We start from the raw sequence: 25,827 nt of genomic DNA, 5'->3' as shown, positions 1-25,827 counted from the left end.
CACCCCTGCGGGCCGGGCTTTTCCCGTTTGCAGGAGGTGCACTTGCGTTCACTGTTCTGGCGCATCCTGGCCAGTTTCTGGCTGGCCATTACCCTGGTTGCCGGGCTGTCGATCCTGTTGGGCCACATGCTCAACCAGGACGCCTGGATCCTCAGCCGCCACCCGGGCCTCAACACCCTCGCCAGCCACTGGGCCAAGCACTACGAACAGGAAGGCACGGCCTCGGCGCAGCAGTTCCTCGAACGCCGCAAGCAGCGCTTCAAGATCGATGTACAAGTGCTCGACGACAGCGGCGAGGCGGTGGTGCCCGGCACCTTCCCGCGCCGCGCGGCGGCCTTCGAGGCGCGCCAGCACAATGACGAGCGGCGCTTACCATGGCGGCGCCTGACCGAGGAATACACCAGCCCCTACAGCGGTGAGACGTACCTGCTGATTTACCGGATCCCGCACCCCGAGTTGGACGCGTGGCACCGCGAGAACCTGCTCTGGCCACTCAGTGCATTGGGCATCGCCCTGGTGGTCCTGACCTTGTTCAGCCTGTTGGTGACCCTGTCCATCACCCGCCCCTTGAGCCGCCTGCGCAGCGCAGTGCACGACCTCGGCCAGACCAGCTACCAACAGAACAGCCTGGCGCGCCTGGCCGCCCGGCGCGACGAGTTCGGGGTCTTGGCCAACGACTTCAACAAGATGGGTGCCCGCCTGCAGAGCACCATCGGCAGCCAGCGCCAGTTGCTGCGCGACGTCTCCCATGAACTGCGCTCACCGCTGGCGAGGCTGCGTATCGCCCTGGCCTTGGCCGAACGCGCCGAGCCCGAGCAGCGCCAGGCGCTGTGGCCGCGCCTGACCCGCGAATGCGACCGGCTGGAAGACCTGATCAGCGAAATCCTTGCCCTGGCCCGTGTCGATGCCGAGCAGGCGCATGCCGAGCCGGTCGACCTCAACGCCTTGCTGGGCGGTGTGCGCAAGGATGCGTTGCTCAGCGCGCCGGAGCAGGAGGTCCGCCTGCAGGCGCAACCTGGGCTGACCTTGCAGGGTTGGCCAACCTTGATCGAGCGCGCCGTCGACAACCTGCTGCGCAATGCCTTGCGCTTCAACCCGGGCGGGCAGCCGATCGAAGTCAGCGCCGAGCGTGAGCAGGGCCGCATTGTGTTGAGCGTGCGTGACCATGGGCCAGGGGTGGCGCCAGAGCACCTGGCGCAGCTGGGTGAGCCGTTCTTCCGAGCCCCGGGGCAGCAAGCCGCTGGGCATGGATTGGGGCTGGCGATTGCGCGCAAGGCGGCCGAGCGCCATGGCGGTAGCCTGGTGCTGGCGAACCATCCGCAAGGGGGATTTGTGGCACGGCTGGAGTTGCCTGTGGCACAGGTTGTGGGTTGAGCCTGGGGCGGGGCCGCTTTGCGCCCCATTCGCAGCACAAGGCTGCTCCTACACGGGTTACGCGATAGCGGCCCCAACAATCTCAGCGTTTACTCGCCCCAGGCACTGACAAAATCAGCAGTGTCCAGCACCGGCGCGGTACGCGGCTCGTTCACCGGCGTGCCGACATACAGGTAACCGATCAACTCCTCATGCTCGGCCAACCCCAGCCCTTTGTGCACATGCGCATCGAACGCCATGTCACCGGTACGCCACACCGCACCGACACCTTGGGCATGCGCCGCGATCAGAATACCGTGGGCCGCACACCCGGCCGCCAGGCGCTGCTCGGACTTGGGCACCTTGAAATGATCCTGCAGCTTGGCGATCACCACAATCAGCAACGGCGCACGCAGCGGCATGGCACGTGCCTTGTCCAGCGCTGCCTGGCTGGCATCGCCCTTGTGCTGCACCGCTTCGGCGAACAGCTCGCCCAGCTTCTCACGGCCCTGGCCTTCGATGGTCAGGAACCGCCACGGGCGCAGCTGGCCGTGGTCCGGTGCACGCAATGCAGCCTGGAACAACGCCTCACGCTGGGCATCATTTGGCGCGGGGTCGGTCAGACGTGGCACGGAAACACGGTTGAGCAATGCGTCGAGAGCCTCCATCGGCTACCCTCCTGGCAGGTGAATGTGCGGCCATTCTAGCGTTTACATCACCAGACCCATAGGTAGAATGGCGCCCTTCCGTTCAGAGTCAGAGCAGATCACATGGCGTTGCCGACCTTAAGGATCATTGGTTTCATCATCGGCATCTTCCTGATCACCCTGGCCGTCAGCATGGTCGTGCCCATGGCGACCCTGGTGATCTTCGAGCGCACTGGCGACATGCCGTCGTTCCTCTGGTCCAGCCTGATCACCTTCATCGCCGGCCTGCTCATGGTCGTGCAGGGCCGGCCCGAGCACGTGCACCTGCGCCCGCGCGACATGTACCTGTTGACCGTCAGCAGCTGGCTGGTGGTGTGCGTGTTCGCGGCCTTGCCGTTCCTGTTGACGCAACACATCAGTTACACCGACGCCTTCTTCGAGAGCATGTCCGGCATCACCGCGACCGGCGCCACGGTGCTCAGCGGCCTGGACAGCATGTCGCCGGGGATCTTGATGTGGCGCTCGATGCTGCACTGGCTCGGCGGCATCGGCTTTATCGCCATGGCCGTGGCGATCCTGCCGCTGCTGCGCATTGGTGGCATGCGCCTGTTCCAGACCGAGTCTTCAGACCGCTCGGAAAAGGTCATGCCGCGTTCACACATGGTCGCCAAGTCGATCGTCGGCGTGTACGTCGGTTTCTCCGTGCTCGGCGCGCTGGCCTTCTGGTGGGCCGGCATGCGGCCGTTCGATGCCATCAACCACGCCATGTCGGCGATTTCCACCGGGGGCTTCTCGACCTCCGACCAGTCGTTGGCGAAATGGGATATCCCTGCTGTGCATTGGGTCGCGGTAGTGGTGATGATCCTCGGCAGCCTGCCCTTCACCTTGTATGTGGCCACCCTGCGCGGCAACCGCCGGGCGTTGATCCGTGACCAGCAGGTTCAGGGGTTGCTCGGCATGCTGGTGGTCACCTGGCTCGTGCTGGGCACCTGGTATTGGGCCACCACCAACCTGCACTGGCTGGATGCCTTGCGCCACGTGGCGCTGAACGTGACCTCGGTGGTCACCACAACCGGCTTCGCCCTGGGCGACTACAGCCTGTGGGGCAATTTCTCGCTGATGCTGTTCTTCTACCTGGGCTTCGTCGGCGGCTGCTCCGGCTCGACCGCAGGCGGTATCAAGATCTTCCGCTTCCAGGTCGCCTACATCCTGCTCAAGGCCAGCCTTAACCAGTTGATCCACCCGCGCGCGGTGATCAAGCAGAAGTACAACGGGCACCGCCTCGACGAAGAAATCGTGCGCTCGATCCTGACGTTCTCGTTCTTTTTCGCGATCACCATCTGCGTGATGGCGTTGCTGCTGTCGCTGCTGGGCGTGGACTGGATGACCGCGCTGACCGGTGCGGCCGGCACCGTGTCGGGCGTAGGCCCAGGGCTGGGCGAAGTGATCGGCCCAGCCGGCAACTATGCGACGCTGCCGGACGCCGCCAAGTGGATCCTCGCCGGCGGCATGCTGCTCGGCCGGCTGGAGATCATCACGGTGCTAGTGTTGTGCATGCCGGCGTTCTGGCGTCACTGACCCCTTCAGGCTCCGCGCCCAGGCGGGCGCGGTATTCGCTGGGCGTGGCATCGAACCAGCGGCGGAACGCCCGGTAGAAATTGCTCGGGTCGGCGAAACCCAGCAGGTAGGCGGTTTCCAGCAGGGTCATGCCGGGCTGGGCCAGGTACTGCTCGGCCAGCTCACGGCGGGTATCGTCGAGCAAGGTCTGGAAGCTGGTGCCCTCCTCTTGCAGGCGCCGCTGCAAGGTCCGCTGAGACAGGTGCAGGGCCTGGGCCAGGGTTTCACGCTTGGGCTCGCCCTGGGGCAGGATGCGGCACAGCACCTGGCGCACCCGGTGGGTGACCCGGCTTTCCGAAAAGCGCGCCAGGTACTCACCGGCAAAACGGTCGTGCAATATGGCCATGGCCTCGTTGGCCGTCGGCAGTGGCGCTTCCATGTCGGCACGCTCGAACACCAGCGCATCGTGCGGTGCATCGAACACCAACGGTGAATGGAAGGCGACCTTGTAGGGTTCGATATTCTTCGGCTGCGGCCCCTGCACCAGTACCCGGCGCGGCTGGATGACGCGCCCGCTGAGCCAGGTGCACAACGACAGCGCGCACGCCAACGACGCTTCGGCGCTGTGCCGGGTCGGCGGCAGGTGGTCGCCATGCACGGTCAGAATCAGCGAATAGCCCTCAGGGCCGAGGCGGAAGCTCAAGTCGGAGCTTTCGGCAATGATGCGCTGGTAACGCACCAGCCGCTCGAAGCCTTCGGCCAAAGTGCGGCTGGACATCAACGCATAGCCCACCACATGGAACGAAGCCGGGCGCACTACCCGCGCCATGTTCAGGCCGATGGCTTCGTTGCCCGACAGTTCCACCGCCAGCTGCCAGAGCCGGGTCATGGAATCCTGAGGGAAACGCGCGTCGGGGTCGTCGAGGGCGGCGAAGTCGAGCCCGAGTTGCTTGAACATGGCTGGGCAATCGAGCCCTTCCAGCTCGAGTGCCTTGACGATCCCTGATGCCCAGCTGGCTGACGTGGTTCTTTCACTCATGACAGGCTTCTTATGCTGACCGCTCCTGCGGTGAACCCCAAGGATACTCAATTGGCGCCTATTGTCACTGGTAGGCCCCGCCAATGACTCTAGACTCGATTCAGGCTCCACGCCGTGCATCTTATCCAGAAGTATTAATCCCGGAGCAGTGCCATGAACAGCACAGCGCAGTTTCGCAGTTTTGCCGAGTTCTACCCCTACTACCTGGGCGAGCACAGCAACCCCACCTGCCGCCGCCTGCATTTTGTCGGGACAAGCCTGGTGATTGCCTTGTTGGCGTACACCATCGGCAGCGGTAAATGGTTGCTGCTGCTGGCCGTGCCGCTGTTTGGCTATGGCTTTGCGTGGGTCGGGCATTTCTTCTTCGAGAAGAACCGGCCGGCGACGTTTACCTATCCGCTTTACAGCCTGATCGGTGATTTCGCCATGTTCCGTGACATCTTGCTGGGCAAGATCAGCCTTTAACTGGCCTGGGCCGCCTTGCGGCCTTCCGCGTGTCGCGCCTGCGCATCCGCCAGGCGATACAGCTCGATGCTGCCATCCCAGTGCTCGATCAAGGCCGTGCACGACTCCACCCAATCCCCGCAATTGAGGTACTCCACCTCCCCCACCTTGCGGATCTCGGCATGATGGATGTGCCCGCACACCACCCCCTGAAACCCGCGGCGGGTGCACTCGTGGGCAATGGCATCCTCGAAGTCGCTGATGAAGCTCACAGCGCCCTTCACCTTGTGCTTGAGGTAAGCCGACAGCGACCAGTAGCCATAGCCGTAACGGGCACGCCAGTGGTTGAGCCAACGGTTGAGCACCAGGGTGAACTCATACGCGCGGTCACCTAGAAACGCCAGCCAGCGGTGGTAGCGGGTAATTACATCGAACTGGTCGCCATGGATCACCAGCAGGCGGCGGCCATCGGCCGTCAGGTGCTCGGCCTCATCCACCAACTGGATGTTGCCCAGCATCAGCTTCGAATAACGGCGCAGGAATTCGTCATGGTTGCCGGTGACATAAATGACCTCGGTGCCTCGCTTGCTCATGGTCAACAGGCGCCGGATGACGTTGGTGTGCGCTTGCGGCCAATAGATGCCGCCACGCAGCTTCCAGCCATCGATGATATCGCCGACCAGGTAGATGCGGTCGGCCTGGTAGCCCTTGAGAAACCGCGACAGGTGCTCGGCCTGGCAGTCACGGGTGCCCAGGTGCACATCGGAAATCCACACGGTGCGCACACGTTGCTTGCGCGAGGGACGGGAGAGTTCGGCGTGGGTCATGGGCGGGCTCCGGCGCAGTTTGCTGGAGACTGGCAGGCGCGGATGACAGCGCTGTGGCAAAACCATGACGGGTGATGGCCTGCAGTGAATGAGGCACAATACGCGTCTGCCCTGCGAGGACGCCCCCATGACCACAGGCCCGATCCTCTCGCTGCGCCACTACCGTGACAGCCTGATCGCCCACAGCCACGAACACCCGCAACTGGTGTTCGGCCTCAGCGGCCGCCTGGAATTCGAGGTCCAGGGCCACGGTGCACGGGTAGATCGTCAGGCACTGATGGTGGTGCCGGCGGGTGCGCACCACACCTGCTCCAGCGGTGCTGGCAGCGACTGCCTGGTGCTGGATGTGCCTGGGGAGCACTGGTTGCGCGAGCAACTGGGCGAGCATGCCGATGCCAGCCGCCGGCTGCTCGATCGCCCCGCGGCCTTGGGCCTGGACGCTCGCCAGCAGCAGTTGGTGGACTGGCTGGCGGCCAGCCCCATGGGCGACCCGCTGATCGCCCGCCAAGGCGCGGCACTGCTGTTGGCCAGCCTTACCCCGCCGGCAGCCGCCAGCATCAGGGCCAGCCAGCGCCTGCCTTATGCAGCGTTCGATGCGCATATCGAGCAACATGCTGCCTACCCGTTGCAGGTCGCCGACCTGGCGCGCCTGGCCGGGCTGTCCACTGCTCGCCTGCATGCACGCTTTATTGCTGAATGCGCGATGACGCCGATGGACTACATGCGCCAGCGGCGCTTGCTAAAGGCACGGCTGTTGGTGGAGCAGACGGTGCTGCCAATGGGGGAGATTGCGGCGCGGGTGGGGTACAGCTCGCAAAGTGCGTTTTCGGCGGCGATGTTGCGGGCCTTTGGCTGTACGCCTTTGGCGTTGCGGCGAGAGTCTGGCGATAACGGACGCTAGTTGGGCGACAGAACGGGTTTGCCTGAAGACCTACACTGTGCCTGCACTGGCCCTTTCGCGGGGCAAGCCCGCTCCCACATGCTTCGGGGGTTGTGCCGTACCTGTGGGAGCGGGCTTGCCCCGCGAAAGGGCCAGTACTGACATACTCTTGCTCAAGGACCACCATGAACCACCGCACAGCCCTAGGCGCCCTGCACATTGGCGCGCTGTTCTTCGGCCTTACCGGCGTCTTCGGCAAGCTGGCCGCCAGCGCCAGCCCGGCCATCATCGTTTTCGGCCGCGCCGTTTTTGCAGTCCTGGCCCTGGCCCTGTTCGCCAGTTTTGCCCGCCAAGGCTGGCACCGGCTCAGTGGCCAGGATGTGCGCCGCCTGCTGCTCGGCGGCGTGCTGCTGGCGGGGCACTGGGTCAGCTTCTTCATCGCCGTCAAGGTGGGCGGCGTGGCCATCGCCACCCTGGGCTTCGCCAGCTTCCCAGCCTTTACCGTGATCCTCGAAGGCCTGCTGTTCCGCGAACGCATCCGCCGCAACGAAGCCGTGCTGGTGCTGCTGGTGAGCATCGGCCTGGTGCTGGTCACACCGGCCTTCGACCTGGCCAGCGAGGCCACTGGCGGCCTGCTCTGGGCGCTGCTGTCGGGGCTGTTGTTCTCGTTGCTGTCGCTGACCAACCGCGCCGGCTCCGGCCGCTTGCCCGCCGTGCAGGCAGCACTGTGGCAAAACCTGGTGGTCAGCCTGTGCCTGTTGCCGTTCGCAGCACCCGGGCTGGGCGCGGTGACGCCGATGGACTGGTTGTGGATCGCCCTGCTCGGCGTCTTCTGCACGGGCGTGGCCCACAGCCTGTTTGTCGCCAGCCTGGCTGTGATCAAGGCGCGCACGGCTGCCGTGGTGTTCGGCATGGAGCCGGTCTACGGCATCGCGGTGGCCTGGGCCGTGTTCGCCGAAACGCCCACCGTGCGCATGCTGCTGGGTGGCGCGCTGATCATTTTCGCCATCGTGCTGTCCAGCCGCCTGGCCGCCGAACAACCCGTAAAGCCACGGCCGCTGGCCGAAGGGGCCTGATCAGCGATCGTTGTGGCCCAGGTCGCGCTGCGGGTCGATCTGGTCACGCACCCGCTGCTTGAGCACCTTGGCCTCCGGGAACCCACCGTCGGCCTTGCGCTCCCAAATCTGCACGCCATCACAGGTGATGCGGAAGATGCCACCGGTACCCGGCTCCAGCGCCACCCGGCCAAGGTCGTCAGCAAAGGTGCTGAGCAGTTCCTGGGCCAGCCAGGCGGCGCGCAGCAGCCATTGGCACTGCGTGCAATACGTGATGACGATTTCAGGCTTGCTGATGGCCATTGCGAAGCATCTCCAGGTAAGGGGCCGCTTATACTAGCGGTCTTTTGCCCACGGTTTGAGACTCACGATGCGCCGTTTGCTGTTCTGTTTTTTGCTGATGCTGGTTGCTGCCACGGTCAATGCCGCCGAGCAGGTACGGCCCAAGGTTGGCCTGGTGCTCTCTGGCGGCGCTGCCCGGGGCCTTGCCCATATCGGCGTGCTCAAGGCCCTGGAGGAACAAGGCGTGCACATCGACGCCATCGCGGGCACCAGCATGGGGGCGGTGATCGGCGGGCTGTACGCCTCGGGTTACAGCGTCGAAGAACTGGAGAAGCTGGCCACTACCCTGGACTGGCAACAGGCCTTGTCGGATGCGCCACCGCGCAAGGACGTGCCGTTCCGGCGCAAGCAGGACGACCGTGATTTTCTGGTCAAGCAGAAGCTAAGCTTTCGCGACGACGGCAGCCTGGGCCTGCCGCTGGGCGTGATCCAGGGCCAAAACCTGGCGCTGCTGCTGGAAAGCAAGCTGGCCCATACCGCCGACACCCGCGATTTCGACAAACTGCCCATCCCCTTCCGGGCGGTGGCCACCGATATCGCCAGCGGCGAAAAGGTGGTATTCCGCCGCGGCCACCTGCCCCAGGTGATCCGCGCCAGCATGTCGATCCCCGCAGTGTTCGCCCCGGTCGAGCTGGATGGCCGCTTGCTGGTAGATGGCGGCATGGTCGACAACATCCCGCTGGATGTGGCCCGAGACATGGGTGTGGACCTGGCCATCGTGGTCGACATCGGTACGCCGCTGCGTGACCGCAAGCAACTGGCCACGGTGGTCGATGTGCTGAACCAGTCGATCACTCTGATGACCCGGCGCAACTCTGAAGAACAATTGGCCAGCCTGCACCGCGACGACATCCTGATCCAGCCGACGCTGGCCGCGTTTGGCGTGACCGACTTCGGCCGCGCCCGCGAGATGATCGAAGCCGGCTACCGCGCCACCCGCCTGCTCGACCCGCGCCTGGCCGCGTTGCGCCAGCCCGAGGGCGACAGCAGCCTGGCCGTTGCCCGCTCGCCGCGTCAACGCACGCCGGTGATCACTGCGATCCGGGTGGAAAACGACTCCAAGGTCAGCGATGACGTGATCCGCTCCTATATCCGCCAGCCGATCGATGCGCCGCTGGAGCTCGACCGCCTGCAGACCGACATGGGCACGCTGTATGGCCTGGACTACTTCGACCGGGTGCAGTACCGCGTGGTGCACAAAGGCGCTGACAACACCTTGGTGATCAATGCCCGCGGCAGGCGCGGTGGCACCGACTACCTGCGCCTCGGCCTGAACCTGTCGGATGACCTGCGCGGCGACAGCGCCTTCAACCTCGGCGCCAGCTACCGGGTCAACGGCATCAACAGCCTGGGCGCCGAATGGCTGACCCGCGCCCAGATCGGCGACCAGCAAGAGCTTTACAGCGAGTTCTATCAGCCGCTGGATGTGGGCTCGCGCTACTTCGTCGCGCCCTACCTGGACATAGGCTCGCGCAACATCGAGGCGACCCTGGACAATGATCCGATCGCCGAGTACCGCCTGGAACGCTATGGTTTTGGCCTCAACCTCGGCCGGCAGATCGGCACCTATGGCGAAGTGCGCCTTGGCGCGGGCAAGGCCTGGGGGGAAGCCGAAGTGCGTATCGGTGACCAGGACCTGCCCAAGGTCAGCTTCAATGAAGGGTTCTACGAGCTCAAGTACTCGTTCGATACCCTCGACAACGTGTACTTCCCGCACAGCGGCGAAGACATCGGCCTGACCTTGCGCAAGTATGACAAATCGCTCGACTCCGACCAGGACTACCGCCAGTGGCTGTTCAACCTGGACAAGGCCATCAGCAGTGGCCCGAATACCTGGGTGCTGGGCGGGCGCTACGGGCGCACGCTGGATGATGCCGAGGTGGTGACCTCAAGCTTCGTGATGGGCGGCGCGCGGGAGCTGTCAGGGTTCCGCCAGGACTCGGTGTCGGGGCAGAACATCAGCTTGCTGCGCATGGTCTATTACCGCCGCCTGACGCCACGGGCCTACGTGCCGCTGGACTTCCCGTTGTACATCGGCGGCTCACTGGAGCGTGGGCGGGCGTGGAACAACGACAATGAATTCGACAGTGGCTACATCAATGCGGCGAGTATCTTCCTGGGGCTGGAGACACCGTTGGGGCCGTTGAACCTGAGCTATGGGGCCAACAGTGCGCATGAGCAGGCGGTGTACCTGAACTTGGGGCATACCTTCTGAATCAATGGGGCCGTATCCGGCCCCCGAAATCAGGATTTTTCGAGGTTACCCAGAATCTTCGCATGCACCCGCATGCACACTTCCAGGTCCGCCTCATCCACCCCGGTGAACAGCTCTACCCGCAGCGCGTTGGCAATGGTCTCGATCTGTTCGATCAGCGGCTTGGCCGGTGGGCACAGCAAAATCTTCTTCGCCCGCCGGTCTTCAAGCACTGCCTGCCTGCGCACCAAGCCCTGCGCCTCCAGGCTGTCGAGCAAGCGCGCCAGGGTCGGGCCTTCGACACCCACACTCTGGGCCAGCTCACGCTGGGTCGGTGCTTCTTCGAAACGGGCCAGGTGCAGCAACACCAGCCAGCGCGCCTGGGACAGGTTTAACCCGGCCAGGCGGCGGTCCAACTCGGCACGCCAGCCCCGGGACATCTGGGCCAGCTGCATGCCGAAGCGGTGTTGGTTGTCGGTCAGGGGCATAAGCAACTCATTGAATAGATCTAATTATTAGGCAGCTAACCATGCCCCGGACCACGTGGCAAGGCTCGGGCGCTTGCCAGTGTTCGATAATCGTCAAAAAGCATGACAAAGGTCAGCAGTTGGCGGTTCTGGCCTCGAACCTGCTGGCTGTTAAACGTCGAACTCCGCGGCCAATGCTGCGCGTATGCAATACAGCACCCCCTCCGGTACCCGTGGCCCGAACAAGGGCGCGATAGTCGACACCGGCGGCAGCTCGCCTTCGCCGTCGAGGAAGGCGTCCTGCACCTCCATCATCAGGTCTTCCGGCAGGTCGAGGGCCTGATCGAGGCTCAGTTCCTGGCGGCCGATGGCCTCGGCCAGCAGGCTGTACACGTTCTTTTCGCTGCAATTGAGCTGGCCGGCGATCTGCGCGGGGGTCATGCCCGCGCGCGCCAGGCTGACCAGCTCGTGGCGCAGGTCGAGCACCACCTTGGGCGCCTCATCGGTGCCACCGCTGTTGTTGAGCACCTCCAGGAAGGCCTGACCGTAGCGCTCCAGCTTGCGCGCACCCACGCCGCTGACCTGGGCCATGTCGCTGAGGCTGGCGGGCTGGCTGCGCAGCATTTCGAGCAGCGTCGAATCGGGGAAGATGACGTAAGGCGGCACGCTGTGCTCCTCGGCCAGCTTGCGCCGCAGGGTACGCAGCGCCTCCCACAGCTCGCGTTCTTCGGCACGCACCAACTGGCTGGCCGGGCTGCCGCCGCTGCCAGCGCTTTTTGCCACCGTCTGCGGCTTGAGGTCGCGGCGCAGTTGCAAGGTCACCTCGCCGCGCAACAGCGGCCGGCAGCTGTCGGAAAGGCGCAGCCCCCCGTAGCCTTCAAGGTCGATATCTACCAGGCCGCGCGCGACCAGCTGGCGGAACAACGAACGCCACTCGACCTCGGCCAGCGACTTGCCGACACCGAACACCGAAAGCTTTTCGTGGCCGAAATTGCGCACTTTCTCGGTGTCCTTGCCCAGCAGCACGTCCACCAGGTGCCCGACACCATAGCGCTGGCCGGTACGGAATACGGCCGACAGCGCCTGGCGGGCAGGTTCGGTGGCGTCCCAGGTCTGCACTTGGTCGATGCAGTTGTCGCAATGCCCGCAGGGCTGCTCCAAGGTTTCGTCGAAGTAGGCCAGCAACGACTGGCGGCGGCAGCGGGTTTCTTCACACAGGGCCAGCATGGCATCGAGCTTGTGCTGCTCGACGCGCTTGTGGCGCTCGTCGCCCTCGGAGTTTTGCAGCATCTGCTTGAGCATCACCATGTCCTGCAGGCCGTAGGCCATCCAGGCATCGGACGGCAAGCCATCACGGCCGGCACGGCCGGTCTCCTGGTAATAGGCCTCAAGCGACTTGGGCAGGTCGAGGTGGGCGACAAAGCGCACGTTGGGCTTGTCGATGCCCATGCCGAAGGCAATGGTGGCGACCATGATCAAGCCTTCCTCGTTTAGGAAGCGGTGCTGGTTGGCGGATCGCGTTTCGGCAGCCAGGCCGGCGTGATACGGCAGCGCCGGGAAGCCCTGGTCGCAGAGGAAGGCAGCGGTCTCGTCGACCTTCTTGCGCGATAGGCAGTAGACGATGCCTGCGTTGCCGCGACGCTCGCCGAGGAAGGCCATCAGCTGCTTGCGCGGCGCCTCCTTGGGCACGATGCGGTAGAAGATGTTGGGCCGGTCGAAACTGGAAAGAAAACGCTCGGCGCCCTGCAGGTGCAGGCGCTGGACGATCTCTTCGCGGGTGCGCATGTCGGCGGTGGCGGTCAGGGCGATGCGCGGCACATGCGGGAACAGCTCGGCCAGTTGGCCCAACTGCAGGTATTCCGGACGGAAGTCGTGGCCCCATTGCGACACGCAGTGGGCCTCGTCGATGGCGAACAACGAGATGTCCAGGTCGCGCAGGAAGTCGAGCATGCGCGGCTGAACCAGACGTTCAGGCGCCAGGTACAGCATCTTCAGCTCACCGCGGCGCATGCGCCCGGCCAGCTCACGTTGCTGCTCGGCGCTCAGCGTCGAGTTGAGTGCGGCCGCGGCCACGCCAAGCTCGTCGAGCGTGGCGACCTGGTCGTCCATCAACGCAATCAGCGGCGAAACCACCACGGTCAGGCCTGGGCGCAGCAGCCCCGGCACCTGGAAGCACAGCGACTTGCCGCCGCCGGTGGGCATCAGTACCAGCGCATCGCCGCCGTTGGCCACGCATTCGATGATTGCTGCCTGGCGCCCACGGAAACTGTCGTAGCCGAAGATATCCTTGAGAACGCGCTGAGCCTGTTCGAGCATGTGCAACTCCACAAATCGCCGTACCATCCTGGAGACAGGCTGGACGAAAAACCCGCCCCGCACACGCCGAATGCGTAAGCGGTTTTTACCAGACGGCCGACAAAGACCGCCCCTGGATGAAAAATCGCGGATTATACCCCAGTGCTAACCCACGCAGGGTGCCGCTGTGACAGACGTTCCCTTTGCCCCGCCAACGCTGCAAGGTGCTAGAATTCGGTATCGTTTATTCCCCAAGGTAGCCCTGTAATGTCCTTCGCCGAGCAACTCACCCGCCTGCAAGCCTTCCTCGACGCCGACGAGCTGCACGAAGAAGCGCTGGACTACGTCGCCGCTCACGGCTACCTCACGGCCCTGTCGATCAATGCCGAGGACGTACCTGAGCGCGAGTGGATCGACGCCCTGTTCGCCGAAGAACCCCACTACGCCAGCGATGCCCAGCGCACCGAGATCGAAGCGACCCTGGTGGCACTGAAGGCGCACATCGCGCGTCAACTGGCCAGCGACGAAGAATTCGACCTGCCATGCGACCTGGACCTGACCGACGAGCCGGACGATTCCGACCTGCGCGGCTGGTGCATCGGCTTCATGGAGGGCGTGTTCCTGCGTGAAGAGGCCTGGTTCGAGAACGCTGAAGAAGAAGTCAGCGAGATGCTGCTGCCGATCATGGTCGGTTCGGGCCTGTTCGACGAGCAACCAGAGTTCGCCGACATCGCCAGCAATGCCAACCTGCAGGACGACATGATCGTGCAGATCCCGGAAGCACTCAGCGCGCTGTTCCTGCTGCTGCACGCTCCTGATGAGAAGCCGGCGCTGCTCAAGCCACGCCATCACTGAGTCGGCTGTGCGCTACCTGCTGCTGGCCGTTGGCTGGCTCAGCGTTGCGCTGGGGGTGCTGGGGATATTCCTGCCGGTGTTGCCCACCACCCCTTTTCTGCTACTGGCGGCGGCGTGTTTCGCGCGCAGCTCGCCCCGCTTTCACTACTGGCTGGTCCATCACCCGAAGCTCGGGCCGTGGATCCGTGATTACCTCAGTGGCGAAGGCATACCGCTAAAAGGCAAGGTCTACGCCATCAGCCTGATGTGGGCCAGCATTGGCCTGTCGTGCTACTTGGTACCGCTGTTCTGGGCTAGAGCGTTCATGCTCACCAGCGCGGTGCTGGTCAGTCTATATATCCTCAAGCAAAAGACGCTGCGCAAGCAGTGATCAATGCTGCGTGCGCCAGTAATAGCACCCTCTTGGTGACCACATAGCGGGCCTAAATCCTTACGCGTCATTTTTTTGTCGCCAAATATCTATTTCGCCTATCCAGCCTTTTTTTTAGCTGCAAAAGTTCTGGAACTCGCTGTAAACCTTGAAAAACGAGACTTTCGGCCGCTTTGATTTCGGTGGTCCTTAAGCGTCGCCCGCGCCCTCTTAGACCGGATAAGTCAATTATCAATATCTGTTATGAGAAAATCTTCTTATCACTTTGATTGAATGTTCTTAGCTCTGTTGTTAAAAACCTGAAACGATTTGCATGATAACTATATCGTCATTTTTTTGGCGACCAGCAGGACTTATTTTAGGATCAGGGAGAGGTACCCATGCGCGTTTTGACCCCCATCACCAGTGCATTACTGTTGGCAATGGCGTGTGCCAACGTACAGGCGATGTCGATTACCGAGGCTGTTCAGAGCGCCGTGGACTACCATCCGCAGATCAGCTCCAACCGCAACAGCAAGCTGTCTGCCGATGAAGACGTGAAATTCGCGCGTGGCGGCTACTACCCTTCCGTTGACCTGGTCGCAGGCTATGGCCGCCAGCGTTCGGACAACCTCAATACCCGCGGCACCAACCCCGACGGTACGCGCAACCATGACAAGGCCACCCTCAGCTACACCCAGTCTGAGCTGCGCCTGCGGCAGATGCTGTTCGATGGCTTCAACACCTCGAACGAAGTAGGCCGCACCGAAGCGGTCGCCACCTCCCGCGCCTACTACACCCAGGCGGTCGCCCAGGATGTTGCCCTGCGCGCAGTGGAGGTTTACCTCGAAGTGCTCAAGCGCCGTGAGCTGGTGACGCTGGCCAAGAACAACCTGCAAGCCCACCTGCGGGTAAACGACCAGATCGGCCTGCGCACTGAGCGCGGTGTCGGCAGCACCGCCGACCTCGATCAGTCCCGCGCCCGCCGTGCCTTGGCGGAAAACAACCTGGACACCGCCGAAGTCGACCTGGCCGATGCCGAGGCCAACTTCTTCAGCGTCATCGGCAAACACCCCGATGAACTGGAAGGGCCGCAATCGATCAAGGTTGAAATTCCTGGCACCCTCGACGATGCCCGGGAAGGCATGCGCCAGAACAACCCTTACATCAAGTCCGCCCAGGCCGACGTCAATGCGGCCGAGCGGCAGTACGAAGTGGCCAAGTCGACCTTCTACCCACGCCTGGACGCTGTGCTGGCCACGGGTGCCAACAACAACCTTGGCGGTGAGAAGGGCCACAGCAACAACGATTGGCAGGCTGGTGTCGAGCTGAACTACAACGTGTTCCGCGGCGGCAGCGACAAGGCCCGCCTGCAGTCCGATGCCCACAAGATCAACCAGGCCCTGGACATCCGCAACAACGCGCTGCGCGAGCTGACCGAGAACCTGAGCCTGGCCTGGAACGCCATGAACAACGCGCGCAAGCAGACCCCGACTGCGCGTGAATACGCCGAAACCACCAAGCGCGTGCGCGCGGCTTACCAGGATCAGTTCGGCCTTGGCCAACGTACCCTGCTCGACGTGCTCGACAGTGAGAACGAGCTCTACAACGCCGACCGTCGTTACACCGAAGTGCGTTACACCGAGGAGTTCTCGATGTACCGCGTGTTGGCAACCATGGGTGAGCTGTTGAGCAAGCAGCGTATTTCGCTGCCGCCAGAAGCCATCGCCAGCAATGAGGTGAAGACCGACGCACAGCTGCCTGAGATGCGTTGATCAACAGTCGGGGCAACCTGACTGTTGGCTGATACGCGTGTAGGAGCAGCCTTGCGCTGCGAAGAGGCCGGTGAAAACAACCAGGATTAACTGCGTTTTCACCGGCCTCTTCGCAGCGCAAGGCTGCTCCTACACGTTTATGGGGTGCCGTGATTGCGCTGGAACGTCTCGGCCCCCATGGCCTTGATCTGCCCCTCGATCAGCGCCTCGAACGGTTTGAGCAGTGCATCGAACCGGGCTGGCTGCTCCAGCACGTTCAGCGCCTCGACCACCGCCTCGAGGGTCGACAATGCCCCCGGCTCCGGCGCCTTGCGCAACCGATAGCGCGAAGGCGCGACCGCCCCCAGCGTCACACGCGGCAAGGCCTCCAGCAACGGATTCAGGTACAGCAGCTTGCGTGCCTTGCGCCAGGTACCGTCGGGCACGATCAACAGCAAGGGCCTGTCATCCCCCTCACCATAAGCCGTCAGCACCTGGGCATGCTCACCCGGGAACAGCAGCGCCGGCCGGTAGCCTGGTGTCTGCAGCAATTCAACGAGGTCTTCGAACACCTCGCCAACGCGCAATTCGGCATTGACCAGGCCAAGGGCGGCCAGGCGGGCGGTATTCAGGGCGTGCGCGCTTTCACTGGGGTGCTGCAGCAGAACCACGCGGGTGCGGCTGTCGAGCGAGGGTATCAGTGGGCAAAGGCAGTGGTCGAGCGGGCGCTGGCAGCGCTCGCAGCGGGGTCTGGGCATCGGCTTCTCCTTACCGGGCGCAGTGTGCCATAGCCCTGCAGAAAAGCCCCACTTCCTTGTGGGATACGCTGAACGTCAGCGGTTGAAACGCTCCGCCAAGCTATGCAGATACTCCGCCATACGCTCCAGGTCCTGGCTGATTTCCGCCCCTTGCCTGGCCTGCCCGGCGCTCTGATCACACAGCTGTGCAATCCTCACGATCTGCTGGTTGATATCCTCGGCAACATGGCTTTGCTGCTCAGAAGCCGTCGCCATCTGCTGGCTCATGCCGGTAATCCGGCTGACCGCCTGGGCGATACCGGTCAACGCCGCTTGCACCGCTTCGACACTGTGTACGCTGTCGCGCGAAATCTGCTCGCCGCGGCTGGCCGTGCTCACTGCCCGCTCTGCCCCTGCCCGCAACGAGGCGATGATCTGATGGATCTCCTCGGTCGAGGCACGGGTGCGCTGGGCCAAAGAGCGGACCTCATCGGCCACCACGGCAAAGCCGCGCCCCTGCTCCCCGGCGCGCGCTGCTTCGATGGCGGCATTGAGCGCCAGCAGGTTGGTTTGCTCGGCAATCGAGGTGATCGTATCGACTACGCTACCGATCGACTGGGTTTGCTCGGCCAACGCGTTGACCGCCTGGCCGATGTCGTTGACCGCATCGCTCATGCTGCCCATGGCCTTGAGACTCTGCTGGGCCAACTCACTGCCTTGCTGCGCCAGCTGGTCGGCATCGCCTGCTGCATGGGCGGTGCTTTGCACGTTGTGAGTAACCTCTTGGATAGTCGCCGCCATCTGCGCGATGGCCGTGGCGGACTGGTCGGTTTCGTTGCGCTGGCGGTCAAGCATCTGCGCCTGGGCGTCGGACAGGTCAGCCGACTGCGCCGCCCGCGACTTCACCCCAACGCCGGCGTCCACCAGGCGGGTCAAGGCGGTTTGCAAGCGGGCCTCTTCGCTGATGATGGCCATGTCCAATTGGCCCTGCAGGCCCAGGTTGTCGCTGTAGGTCAACGCCACCAACGGGCTGGTGAAGGCTTTCGGGTGCTCGCCAAGTGTGCGCCGAATGGCCTGGCTGTGGTGATGCTCGACCAGGTACCAGGCCAGCAACAGGCTGCTCATCAGCACCCCCAGGGCAGCGTAGGGCGGCAGCCACAGGTAGCTTGCCGCCGACAGCAGGCCCGCGCCGATCAGTGGCCAGCCGTGCCCCAATTCATGCCCTAGCCGCGCCGCCCACGACACCGGCGAACGGCCGGCACGCAAGCGCGCGTAAAGCGCTTCGGCACGGCGAATCTGCTCACGTGTCGGCACTGAACGCACCGACTCATAGCCACTGACCCTGCCCTGCTCATACACCGGGGTGACGTAAGCGCTGACCCAATAGTAATCGCCGTTTTTGGCGCGGTTCTTGACCACGCCCATCCAGGGTTTGCCTTGCTTGATGGTGTCCCACATGTGCCCGAACACCGCTGGGGGCATGTCGGGGTGACGCACCAGGTTGTGGGTCTGGCCGACCAGTTCGTCGTAGGTAAAACCGCTGATCGCCACGAAGGCGTCATTGCAGTAGGTGATGCGGCTGTTGAGGTCCGTCGTGGAGATCAGGCGTTGATCGCTGGAGAAGGTTCTTTCGTGCTCAGTGACGGGCAAATTCATGCGCATCTTGGGCGATCCTTGCAGGATGAAATAGGGAGGAATCATCAGCGCAAGTTGATGTTTAGCAGAGCGCTATCAGGTTAGCGGTCATGTTCTGTAGGAATTGAGCCCGTCCCGACGGAATGCATGGACAGGCTGTGTATCAGCCCACGTTGAGCTGGCTTTTAAGCAGGTCGCGGAACGTCTGAATCAACGGCTCGCGGCTGCGGCCACGACGAATGATCAACGAAAAGGGCGCCTGATAGCCGAAGGTAGAGGGCGACAACACCCGTAGATCGCCCTTCTCCACCCAAGCCTGGGCGTAATGCTCTGGCAGGTAGCCAATGTAGGCACCGGAGAGAATCAGGATCAGCTGCGCCTCCATGCTTTCCACCGTCGCCGCACTGTGCTTGAAGCCATGCCGGGCCAGCTCTGCCTGGCTCCAGTAGCCGCGCCCGACCATACGCTGCTGGGTCACCACCTGCTCAGGGATGCGCCGCTCGTTGAACAACGGATGGCGGCTGCTGCAGTACAGCCAGTGCTGCTCACGGTACAGCGGCTGGTAAACCAGGCCGCTCATGCGCGAAGAAAACGCCCCGATGGCCAGGTCGAGGCGGTTGTCCTGTACACCCAATTGCAGTTCGTACGGGCTGGACACCGACAGGTGCAAGTGCACCGCCGGGTGCTCCTGGCTGTAGGCGCCGATGGCTTCGGCCAGGGGCAGCGCACGGTCACCCACGGTGGAGTCGATCACGCCCAGGTTGAGCGTGCCGCGCAGTTCACCCTTGAGGGCTGCGGCATATTGCTCAAAGCCATCCAGCTCGGCCAGCAGGCGCAGGCTCTCCTGATGAAACAGCTCGCCCTTGCTGGTGAGGCTGAAACCGCCGCGACCACGGTGACACAGCACAATCCCCAACCCGCCCTCCAGCTGGCTCATGTAGGTGCTGATGGCTGACGTCGACAGGTTCAAATCACGCTGGGCGTTGGCGAAGCCCTGGTGACGCACCACGCTGACGAAGATGCGTAGCAGTTTCAGATCGGGCAGGGTCGAGGTCATGGTGCAACGGTTCCGCAACAGTAAATGCGTGAAGTCTAACCGGTTGCGCGGGCATTAGTTCAGAAATTCCTGAAGTAAGTATTTGCCGGTAGCGATTCTTCCTACGCACTACCTTGCGCAAACTCGGCCGAAATGTCCTGCCCGCCGGCACAACCAGACTACACAGGCGCGCCGCGGCACAGGTTCGAACAAACACAACAATCGACCGACTGATGAGGCCCACCGTGGACAAGACTCTCCACCAACCACTGGGCGGCAACGAAATGCCGCGTTTCGGCGGCATCGCCACCATGCTCCGCCTCCCCCACCTGCAAAGCGCCGCCGGCCTGGATGCCGCATTCATCGGCGTGCCCCTGGACATCGGCACTTCGCTGCGCTCCGGCACCCGCTTCGGCCCGCGTCAGATCCGCGCCGAGTCGGTGATGATCCGCCCGTACAACATGGCTACCGGGGCTGCGCCATTCGACTCGCTGTCGGTCGCCGACATCGGTGACGTGGCCATCAACACCTTCAACCTGCTCGATGCCGTGCGCATCATCGAAGAAGCCTACGACGAAATCGTCGAGCACAACGTTATCCCGATGACCCTGGGCGGCGACCACACCATCACCCTGCCGATCCTGCGCGCCCTGCATAAAAAGCACGGCAAGATCGGCCTGGTGCACATCGATGCCCACGCTGACGTCAACGACCACATGTTCGGCGAGAAGATCGCCCACGGCACCACCTTCCGCCGCGCCGTGGAAGAAGGCCTTCTCGACTGTGACCGCGTGGTGCAGATTGGCCTGCGCGCCCAGGGCTACACCGCCGACGACTTCAACTGGAGCCGTCGCCAGGGCTTCCGCGTGGTGCAGGCCGAGGAATGCTGGCACAAATCGCTGGAACCGCTGATGGCCGAAGTCCGTGAAAAAGTCGGCGGCGGCCCGGTTTACCTGTCGTTCGACATCGACGGTATCGACCCCGCTTGGGCCCCTGGCACCGGCACGCCTGAAATTGGAGGCTTGACCACGATCCAAGCGATGGAGATCATTCGCGGCTGCCACGGCCTGGACCTGATCGGCTGTGACCTCGTCGAAGTCTCCCCGCCTTACGACACCACCGGCAACACCTCGCTGCTCGGCGCCAACCTGCTGTTCGAGATGCTCTGCGTGCTGCCGGGCGTCGTGCGTCGCTGATCCTGGCGATAGCACGGCACCGCTTGACTGCAATACCCCGGCAGGAGCCATGAGGGAGGGCCACTGAGGCCCGCCAACACAAGACTAGACCGCCGGGTGGCGCTAAGCCCGTGCGGTCGATCTCGCCATAATAAAGATAATCGGGAGACCCCCAATGGCCTTGGACATCATCGTTGTAATGATCTATACCGCCGGCATGCTCGGGCTTGGCTGGTATGGCATGCGTCGGGCAAAAACCCAGGAAGACTACCTGGTGGCCGGACGCAACCTCGGCCCGACCCTGTACATGGGCACCATGGCCACTACCGTACTCGGCGGCGCCTCCACCGTCGGCACTGTGCGCCTGGGCTATGTCCACGGCATTTCTGGCTTCTGGCTGTGCGCAGCCCTGGGCCTGGGCATCATCGCCCTCAACCTGTTCCTCGCCAAACCGCTGCTGCGCCTGCGCATCTATACCGTGACCCAGGTTCTGGAGCGGCGCTACAACCCGATGGCACGCCAGGCCAGTGCGGCGATCATGCTGGCATACGCGCTGATGATCGGCGTGACCTCGACTCTGGCCATGGCGACCGTGCTGCAAGTGCTGCTCGAGTTGCCGTTCTGGATGTCGCTGATGCTCGGCGGCGGCGTGGTGGTGCTGTACTCGACCATCGGTGGCATGTGGTCGCTGACCCTGACCGACATCGTCCAGTTCGTCATCAAGACCGTCGGCCTGATGTTCATCCTGTTGCCGGTGTGCCTGTACAAGGCCGGCGGCTGGGACACACTGGTGGCCAAACTGCCTGCGGCCAGCTTCCAGCTGACCACTATCGGTTGGGACACCATCATCACCTACTTCCTGATCTACTTCTTCGGCATCCTCATCGGCCAAGACATCTGGCAGCGCGTATTCACTGCCCGTGACGAGAAGGTCTGCCAACGTGCCGGTACCACCGCAGGCGTTTACTGCGTGGTGTACGGCCTGGCCTGCGCCCTGATCGGCATGGCCGCGCACGTACTGATGCCCGACCTGGCCAACCCAAACAATGCCTTTGCGGAGATGATCAAGAGCACCCTGCCCGATGGCATTCGTGGCCTGCTGATGGCGGCGGCCCTGGCGGCCATGATGTCGACTGCCAGCGCCGGCCTGCTGGCCGCGTCCACCACCCTGACTGAAGACCTGCTGCCCAAGCTGCGTGGCGGCAAGCAGTCGAGCCTGGCCATCAGCCGTCTGTTCACCCTGCTGACCGGCCTGGTGGTACTGGGTATCGCCTTGGTGGTGAACGATGTGATCAACGCCCTGACCCTGGCCTACAACCTGCTGGTCGGCGGCATGCTGATCCCGCTGATCGGTGCGATCTTCTGGAAACGCGCAACCACCGCAGGCGCCATCGCCAGCATGTCGCTGGGCTTCGCTACTGCGCTGCTGTTCATGTTCAAGGACGGGCTGGAAGCCAACACGCCGATCTACTACAGCCTGACAGTTGGCCTGGTGAGCTTTGTCGCCGTCAGCCTGATGTCGCGTAAATCGATGGCAGCAGTCAAGCTGGCCTGATACGCGCTAGGCCATACAGACGATTCACCGCAACAAAAAGGCCGCCGCATCAGCAATGATGCGGCGGCCTTTGTCATTTCAGCGACGACGCGGTTGGCGCTTGCGCTGCTCTTCATCAGTCGGGATCGGCACCGGCTGCAGGGGGGGTGGAATCAACCCCAGTGCGACAGCCAAGTCGTGGAGCCAGTTGAACAGTGGTTTCTTCATAGTGCCCCCTTGACGGGTCAGCCTCACGGTCAATCAATCCAGTGATGTTTCATACAGATCATAGCCCGATGTCCTGTATTGCGCATGCATCTGGTCCTAGAGATAAGGGCCATTTTGACGCGGATCAAGCCTGAACGGCGCATTCCGACGATTGGTTAATCGTTTCGCTTTGTTGCAGATCGATCCAGGCCTGCAAATTTGCCCCGCGCATGCCCTGGCGCCACATCAACCAGGTCACCGCCTGATCGAAGGGTGCCTGCAGCCGGTGGACCCGCACCCGGTCGCGCCCAGGCAGGCTGTCGAGCATGGACTGCGCCATCATGGCCACACCTGCGCCGGCAATCACACAGGCCAGCATGCTCTGGTACGACTCGATCTCCATCACCCGCCCCATCGGCGTATGAGCGTGGGCGTACCAGGCCTCCAGGCGCATTCGGTACGAGCAGCCTTGGCGGAAAGTGAACACCGCCTTGCCTGCCACGTCTTTTGCCGTGTGCACGGGCGGGTGTTCGGGGCTGGTGATCAACACCAGCTGTTCGTCGCACAGCGGCACACCGTCCAGCCCTGCCAGGCTCGGCGGGCCATCCACCAAGGCCGCGTCCAGGCCATGGCTGAGCAAGCCCTCGAACAGCTCACCGCTGGGCGCTGCACGCACCTGCAGGTTCACCGCCGGGTACGCCTGGTGATAACGCGCCAACAACGCCGGCAGGTGGGTGGCTGCGGTGCTGTACATGGTGCCCAGCACAAACTCCCCCGCCGGCTGGCCACCTTGCACGGCCGCCATCGCCTCGTCACGTAGCGCCGACAAGCGATTGGCGTAGTCCAGCAGCACCTTGCCCGCGGGCGACAATTGCAGGCGCTGGCGCTCGCGCAGAAACAGCTCCACGCCCAATTGCTCTTCGAGCTGGCGCAGGCGCGTCGACAGGTTCGACGGCACCCGATGCAGGCGCTCGGCGGCGCGTGTGACTGAACCTTCCTCGGCCACCGCCTGGAAGATGCGCAGTTGGCTGAACTCCATACCTTTCTCCAAAACAGAACAACTTCATCATCATTATTCAATTTTAATGAAAATGAAACCGGCCTAACCTGCCATACATCGCTTACCAACGTGCAGGAGCCCTTCCATGTCGCCCCGTATACAACTGCTGGCCAGCGCCGTGGCGCTGATGATGGCCATGGGCATCGGCCGCTTCGCCCTGACCCCACAACTGCCGCAACTGATCGCCGAAGGCCAGTTCGACCTCACGGCCGCCGGGCTGGTCGCGGCGGCCAATTACCTGGGTTACTTCATCGGTGCGGTGGATGGCATGTTCGCCCGCAAGCCTGACCAGGTACGCCTGCGCCTGCAGGGTGGCCTGTGGCTGTGCGTGCTGTTGACCTTGGCCTCGTGGGCCGCCGATGGCTTCTGGAGCCACCTGCTGTTGCGCTTCGGCACCGGCGTGGCCAGCGCCTGGGTATTGGTGATGATCACCAGCCTCAGCCAGCAGGTTGCCAACGCACACCATCAACCCCGCTTGGGCGCTTTGGTGTTTGCCGGGCCGGGCCTGGGGATCGCCGTTACCGGGCTGCTGGCACTGGTTGCGCATGGGCTGGGGCTGGGTTCGGCAGCGCTGTGGCTGATCTACGCGGTGGCGGCGCTGATGATGCTATTGGCCGTACGGCCCTGGTTGCCCCAGGCGCAAGCGCAAACGGTGCACCCGGCCACTGCGCAGCCCCGCAAGGCAGGTAATGCCGGGATTGCGCGCCTTGGGCTGGTCTATGCCTTGTACGGCGTGGGTTACATCCTGCCGGCCACCTTCTTGTCACAGATGGCCAACCAGCAGTTTCGCGGCCAGTGGATGGCCGACCTGTTCTGGCCGGCCTTTGGCCTGGCAGCCGCGCTGGGCGTGCTGCTGGTGAGCGTGCGCCGGGCCGGCCGGACCTCTGCCTGGCTGACCGCCACCCTGTGGTTGCAAGGGCTCGGTGTGCTGGCATGCCTGATGGGCGGTGGCCTTGGCCTGGGGTTGGGTGTGGTGCTGTGCGGCGCGCCGTTCCTGGCCTGCATGCAGCTGGTGATGCAGCGTTCGCGGGAGCTGGCGCCACACGCGACGCAGCGTAATGCCGGGCTGCTCACTGCGTGCTTTGCGCTCGGGCAACTCAGCGGGCCGTTGTTGGCGGCAGTCAGCAACCACTACTCGGGGAGCCTGGAGTTGGCATTGCTGCTGGCTGCGAGCGGGTTGGCAGTGGCCGGGGTGTTGGTGCTGACTGCAGCCCATGCCAACCCCAGCTGCCTGGCGGCCCCTTCAACCACCGCGCAATCCGTGTAGGAGCAGCCTTGCGCTGCGAAGAGGCCAGTCGCAACAACGTAGATGCTCGCTGCTGCCACTGGCCTCTTCGCAGCGCAAGGCTGCTCCTACAGGGGCTTCGGTTGACGGTCAGTGAAGCCTAGGGCAGTGGCTATCACCCCACCCATTTGCGCAATTGCTGCTTCACCCAAGGCTCAGCGCTCACCAGCACTACGCCAAGCAACACCATCACCGCGCCAAGTACGAAGTTCACACTCAGCGGCTCATCCAGCAGCAGCACGCCGAACGTGACGCCGAACAGCGGCGTGATGAACGAAAACACCGCGAGGTTCGACGCCAGGTACTTGCGCAATAACCAGAACCAGGTCAGGTAACTGACAAACGACACCACGATCCCTTGGAACAGCACACTGCCCACCGCCAAAGGCGTCAGCGACACCGCGCCGATCTGGCCGCTGAGCAAGGCAATCAGCAGCAGCCCGGCAAAGCCCACTGCCAACTGATAGAACAGGGTCAAGGTCGCCGGTGCTTCCGAAAGCCGGGAACAGCGCACCACCACCGTCGTCGCACCCCAGGCCAGGCCCGCCACAACGCCAAAGGCATCGCCCAGCAACGTGCGGCTGTCCATTTGTTCAAACGACATGCCACCGGCAAACGCGGTGGCGATCCCACCGAAGGCCAGCAAGATCCCCAACCACTGCAGCAGCCGCAGCCGCTCACTGGGCAGCATGAAGTGCAGGCCCAACGCCGTGAAAACGGGTGCCGTGTAGAGGAAGACCGACATGTGCGCTGCCGACGTCAGCTTCAACCCTTCAGCGATGAACAGGAATTCGACACCAAACAACCCGCCCGCCAACAACCCGGCGCGCCAAGTGCTGCCCACCTGCTCCCAACCACCGCGCCAGCAGATCATCAGGCCCACCAGCACGGCGGCGATGCAGTTGCGCAAGGCGGCCTGCATGACCGGAGCGATGTCGACGGCAGCCGTCTTGATCAGCACTTGCTGGCAGCCCCAGATCAGGCATAACCCAAGCATGACCTGGAAAGCGAAGGCGTCGGGGTTCTTCCGGGCCGCGCTCATCGGCGGGCCTTTGGGGTAATCATTGGCATGGGATCAGCTCGGCAGTCTTCAAAGACTG

General features: G+C 63.5%; 24 protein-coding genes. 12 read left to right on the top strand and 12 right to left on the bottom strand.

The window, feature by feature from the left end:
• Positions 1 to 36: 36 nt before the first annotated feature.
• Positions 37 to 1,374 (top strand): ATP-binding protein, encoded by a 1,338-nt coding sequence (locus AB7M33_RS16080; RefSeq protein ID WP_454243112.1) that lies wholly within the window; start codon positions 37 to 39, stop codon positions 1,372 to 1,374.
• An 89-nt stretch (positions 1,375 to 1,463) separates the two neighbouring features.
• Here AB7M33_RS16080 and AB7M33_RS16075 read toward each other — a convergent pair whose 3' ends face one another.
• Positions 1,464 to 2,021 (bottom strand): NAD(P)H nitroreductase, encoded by a 558-nt coding sequence (locus AB7M33_RS16075; RefSeq protein WP_027593110.1) that lies wholly within the window; start codon positions 2,019 to 2,021, stop codon positions 1,464 to 1,466.
• 102 nt (positions 2,022 to 2,123) lie between these two features.
• Here AB7M33_RS16075 and AB7M33_RS16070 point away from each other — a divergent pair, with 102 nt between their 5' ends.
• Positions 2,124 to 3,578 carry a TrkH family potassium uptake protein gene (locus AB7M33_RS16070; RefSeq protein ID WP_238215485.1) on the top strand — a complete coding sequence of 485 codons (1,455 nt, stop codon included), beginning with the start codon at positions 2,124 to 2,126 and terminating at the stop codon, positions 3,576 to 3,578.
• Here AB7M33_RS16070 and AB7M33_RS16065 read toward each other — a convergent pair.
• Positions 3,535 to 4,596, bottom strand: coding sequence for an AraC family transcriptional regulator (locus AB7M33_RS16065; RefSeq protein ID WP_027593112.1), 1,062 nt, complete (start codon positions 4,594 to 4,596; stop codon positions 3,535 to 3,537). The two genes, AB7M33_RS16070 and AB7M33_RS16065, sit on opposite strands and share 44 nt — an antisense overlap.
• Positions 4,597 to 4,749: 153 nt before the next feature.
• Between AB7M33_RS16065 and AB7M33_RS16060 the strand changes: the two genes are divergently transcribed.
• Positions 4,750 to 5,061 (top strand): DUF962 domain-containing protein, encoded by a 312-nt coding sequence (locus tag AB7M33_RS16060; protein WP_027593113.1) that lies wholly within the window; start codon positions 4,750 to 4,752, stop codon positions 5,059 to 5,061.
• Here the strand turns inward: AB7M33_RS16060 and AB7M33_RS16055 are convergent.
• On the bottom strand, positions 5,058 to 5,867 hold the full coding sequence (locus tag AB7M33_RS16055; RefSeq protein ID WP_085272477.1) for a UDP-2,3-diacylglucosamine diphosphatase: 810 nt from the start codon (positions 5,865 to 5,867) through the stop codon (positions 5,058 to 5,060). The genes AB7M33_RS16060 and AB7M33_RS16055 overlap by 4 nt on opposite strands.
• A gap of 127 nt (positions 5,868 to 5,994) precedes the next feature.
• On the opposite strand from AB7M33_RS16055, the gene AB7M33_RS16050 reads away from it, so the two are divergent.
• Both AB7M33_RS16050 and AB7M33_RS16045 read left to right on the top strand, forming a co-directional pair.
• Complete coding sequence (locus AB7M33_RS16050) at positions 5,995 to 6,768, top strand: AraC family transcriptional regulator (RefSeq protein WP_454243111.1); 774 nt, start codon at positions 5,995 to 5,997, stop codon at positions 6,766 to 6,768.
• Between the two features lie 164 nt (positions 6,769 to 6,932).
• Positions 6,933 to 7,823 (top strand): DMT family transporter, encoded by an 891-nt coding sequence (locus tag AB7M33_RS16045; protein ID WP_027593116.1) that lies wholly within the window; start codon positions 6,933 to 6,935, stop codon positions 7,821 to 7,823.
• Here AB7M33_RS16045 and AB7M33_RS16040 read toward each other — a convergent pair whose 3' ends face one another.
• Positions 7,824 to 8,105: a SelT/SelW/SelH family protein gene (locus AB7M33_RS16040; RefSeq protein ID WP_027593117.1), complete on the bottom strand. Its 282-nt coding sequence runs from the start codon at positions 8,103 to 8,105 to the stop codon at positions 7,824 to 7,826.
• Between the two features lie 67 nt (positions 8,106 to 8,172).
• Here AB7M33_RS16040 and AB7M33_RS16035 point away from each other — a divergent pair, with 67 nt between their 5' ends.
• Complete coding sequence (locus tag AB7M33_RS16035) at positions 8,173 to 10,359, top strand: patatin-like phospholipase family protein (protein WP_027593118.1); 2,187 nt, start codon at positions 8,173 to 8,175, stop codon at positions 10,357 to 10,359.
• A gap of 29 nt (positions 10,360 to 10,388) precedes the next feature.
• Here the strand turns inward: AB7M33_RS16035 and AB7M33_RS16030 are convergent, their stop codons facing one another.
• Together AB7M33_RS16030 and recQ are read right to left on the bottom strand one after the other, a co-directional pair.
• Complete coding sequence (locus tag AB7M33_RS16030) at positions 10,389 to 10,826, bottom strand: MarR family transcriptional regulator (RefSeq protein ID WP_027593119.1); 438 nt, start codon at positions 10,824 to 10,826, stop codon at positions 10,389 to 10,391.
• Between the two features lie 150 nt (positions 10,827 to 10,976).
• Positions 10,977 to 13,121 carry a DNA helicase RecQ gene (gene recQ, locus AB7M33_RS16025; RefSeq protein ID WP_085272475.1) on the bottom strand — a complete coding sequence of 715 codons (2,145 nt, stop codon included), beginning with the start codon at positions 13,119 to 13,121 and terminating at the stop codon, positions 10,977 to 10,979.
• A 246-nt stretch (positions 13,122 to 13,367) separates the two neighbouring features.
• On the opposite strand from recQ, the gene AB7M33_RS16020 reads away from it, so the two are divergent.
• From AB7M33_RS16020 to AB7M33_RS16010, 3 genes are all read left to right on the top strand, one after another.
• Positions 13,368 to 13,955, top strand: a complete 588-nt coding sequence (locus tag AB7M33_RS16020; protein ID WP_027593121.1) for a YecA/YgfB family protein — start codon at positions 13,368 to 13,370, stop codon at positions 13,953 to 13,955.
• A gap of 7 nt (positions 13,956 to 13,962) precedes the next feature.
• A complete protein-coding gene (locus AB7M33_RS16015; protein WP_085272474.1) occupies positions 13,963 to 14,325 on the top strand; it encodes a YbaN family protein in 363 nt (120 codons plus the stop codon).
• A 380-nt stretch (positions 14,326 to 14,705) separates the two neighbouring features.
• Positions 14,706 to 16,079: a TolC family outer membrane protein gene (locus AB7M33_RS16010; protein ID WP_027593123.1), complete on the top strand. Its 1,374-nt coding sequence runs from the start codon at positions 14,706 to 14,708 to the stop codon at positions 16,077 to 16,079.
• 137 nt (positions 16,080 to 16,216) lie between these two features.
• Here AB7M33_RS16010 and AB7M33_RS16005 read toward each other — a convergent pair whose 3' ends face one another.
• The 3 genes from AB7M33_RS16005 to AB7M33_RS15995 form a co-directional block, all read right to left on the bottom strand.
• Positions 16,217 to 16,816, bottom strand: coding sequence for a tRNA-uridine aminocarboxypropyltransferase (locus tag AB7M33_RS16005; RefSeq protein WP_274885195.1), 600 nt, complete (start codon positions 16,814 to 16,816; stop codon positions 16,217 to 16,219).
• Between the two features lie 75 nt (positions 16,817 to 16,891).
• Positions 16,892 to 18,457: a methyl-accepting chemotaxis protein gene (locus tag AB7M33_RS16000; RefSeq protein WP_085272472.1), complete on the bottom strand. Its 1,566-nt coding sequence runs from the start codon at positions 18,455 to 18,457 to the stop codon at positions 16,892 to 16,894.
• A 136-nt stretch (positions 18,458 to 18,593) separates the two neighbouring features.
• A complete protein-coding gene (locus AB7M33_RS15995) occupies positions 18,594 to 19,487 on the bottom strand; it encodes a LysR family transcriptional regulator (protein WP_027593126.1) in 894 nt (297 codons plus the stop codon).
• 224 nt (positions 19,488 to 19,711) lie between these two features.
• On the opposite strand from AB7M33_RS15995, the gene speB reads away from it, so the two are divergent.
• Together speB and AB7M33_RS15985 are read left to right on the top strand one after the other, a co-directional pair.
• A complete protein-coding gene (speB, locus tag AB7M33_RS15990) occupies positions 19,712 to 20,662 on the top strand; it encodes an agmatinase (RefSeq protein ID WP_027593127.1) in 951 nt (316 codons plus the stop codon).
• 154 nt (positions 20,663 to 20,816) lie between these two features.
• Positions 20,817 to 22,196 (top strand): sodium:solute symporter, encoded by a 1,380-nt coding sequence (locus AB7M33_RS15985; protein ID WP_454243110.1) that lies wholly within the window; start codon positions 20,817 to 20,819, stop codon positions 22,194 to 22,196.
• A 78-nt stretch (positions 22,197 to 22,274) separates the two neighbouring features.
• On the opposite strand, the gene AB7M33_RS15980 is transcribed toward AB7M33_RS15985, so the two are convergent.
• Positions 22,275 to 22,403: a PA1414 family protein gene (locus AB7M33_RS15980; RefSeq protein ID WP_256214945.1), complete on the bottom strand. Its 129-nt coding sequence runs from the start codon at positions 22,401 to 22,403 to the stop codon at positions 22,275 to 22,277.
• 124 nt (positions 22,404 to 22,527) lie between these two features.
• Positions 22,528 to 23,421, bottom strand: a complete 894-nt coding sequence (ptrR, locus tag AB7M33_RS15975; RefSeq protein WP_265968464.1) for a putrescine utilization regulator PtrR — start codon at positions 23,419 to 23,421, stop codon at positions 22,528 to 22,530.
• Positions 23,422 to 23,527: 106 nt separating this feature from the next.
• Between ptrR and AB7M33_RS15970 the strand changes: the two genes are divergently transcribed.
• A complete protein-coding gene (locus AB7M33_RS15970; protein ID WP_454243109.1) occupies positions 23,528 to 24,709 on the top strand; it encodes a YbfB/YjiJ family MFS transporter in 1,182 nt (393 codons plus the stop codon).
• A gap of 133 nt (positions 24,710 to 24,842) precedes the next feature.
• Here the strand turns inward: AB7M33_RS15970 and AB7M33_RS15965 are convergent, their stop codons facing one another.
• On the bottom strand, positions 24,843 to 25,769 hold the full coding sequence (locus AB7M33_RS15965) for a DMT family transporter (RefSeq protein ID WP_265968468.1): 927 nt from the start codon (positions 25,767 to 25,769) through the stop codon (positions 24,843 to 24,845).
• Positions 25,770 to 25,827: the final 58 nt, after the last annotated feature.

The sequence above is a fragment of the Pseudomonas sp. Y3 TE3536 genome, from assembly GCF_053629175.1.
This window is presented reverse-complemented; position numbering and strand designations above follow the sequence as displayed.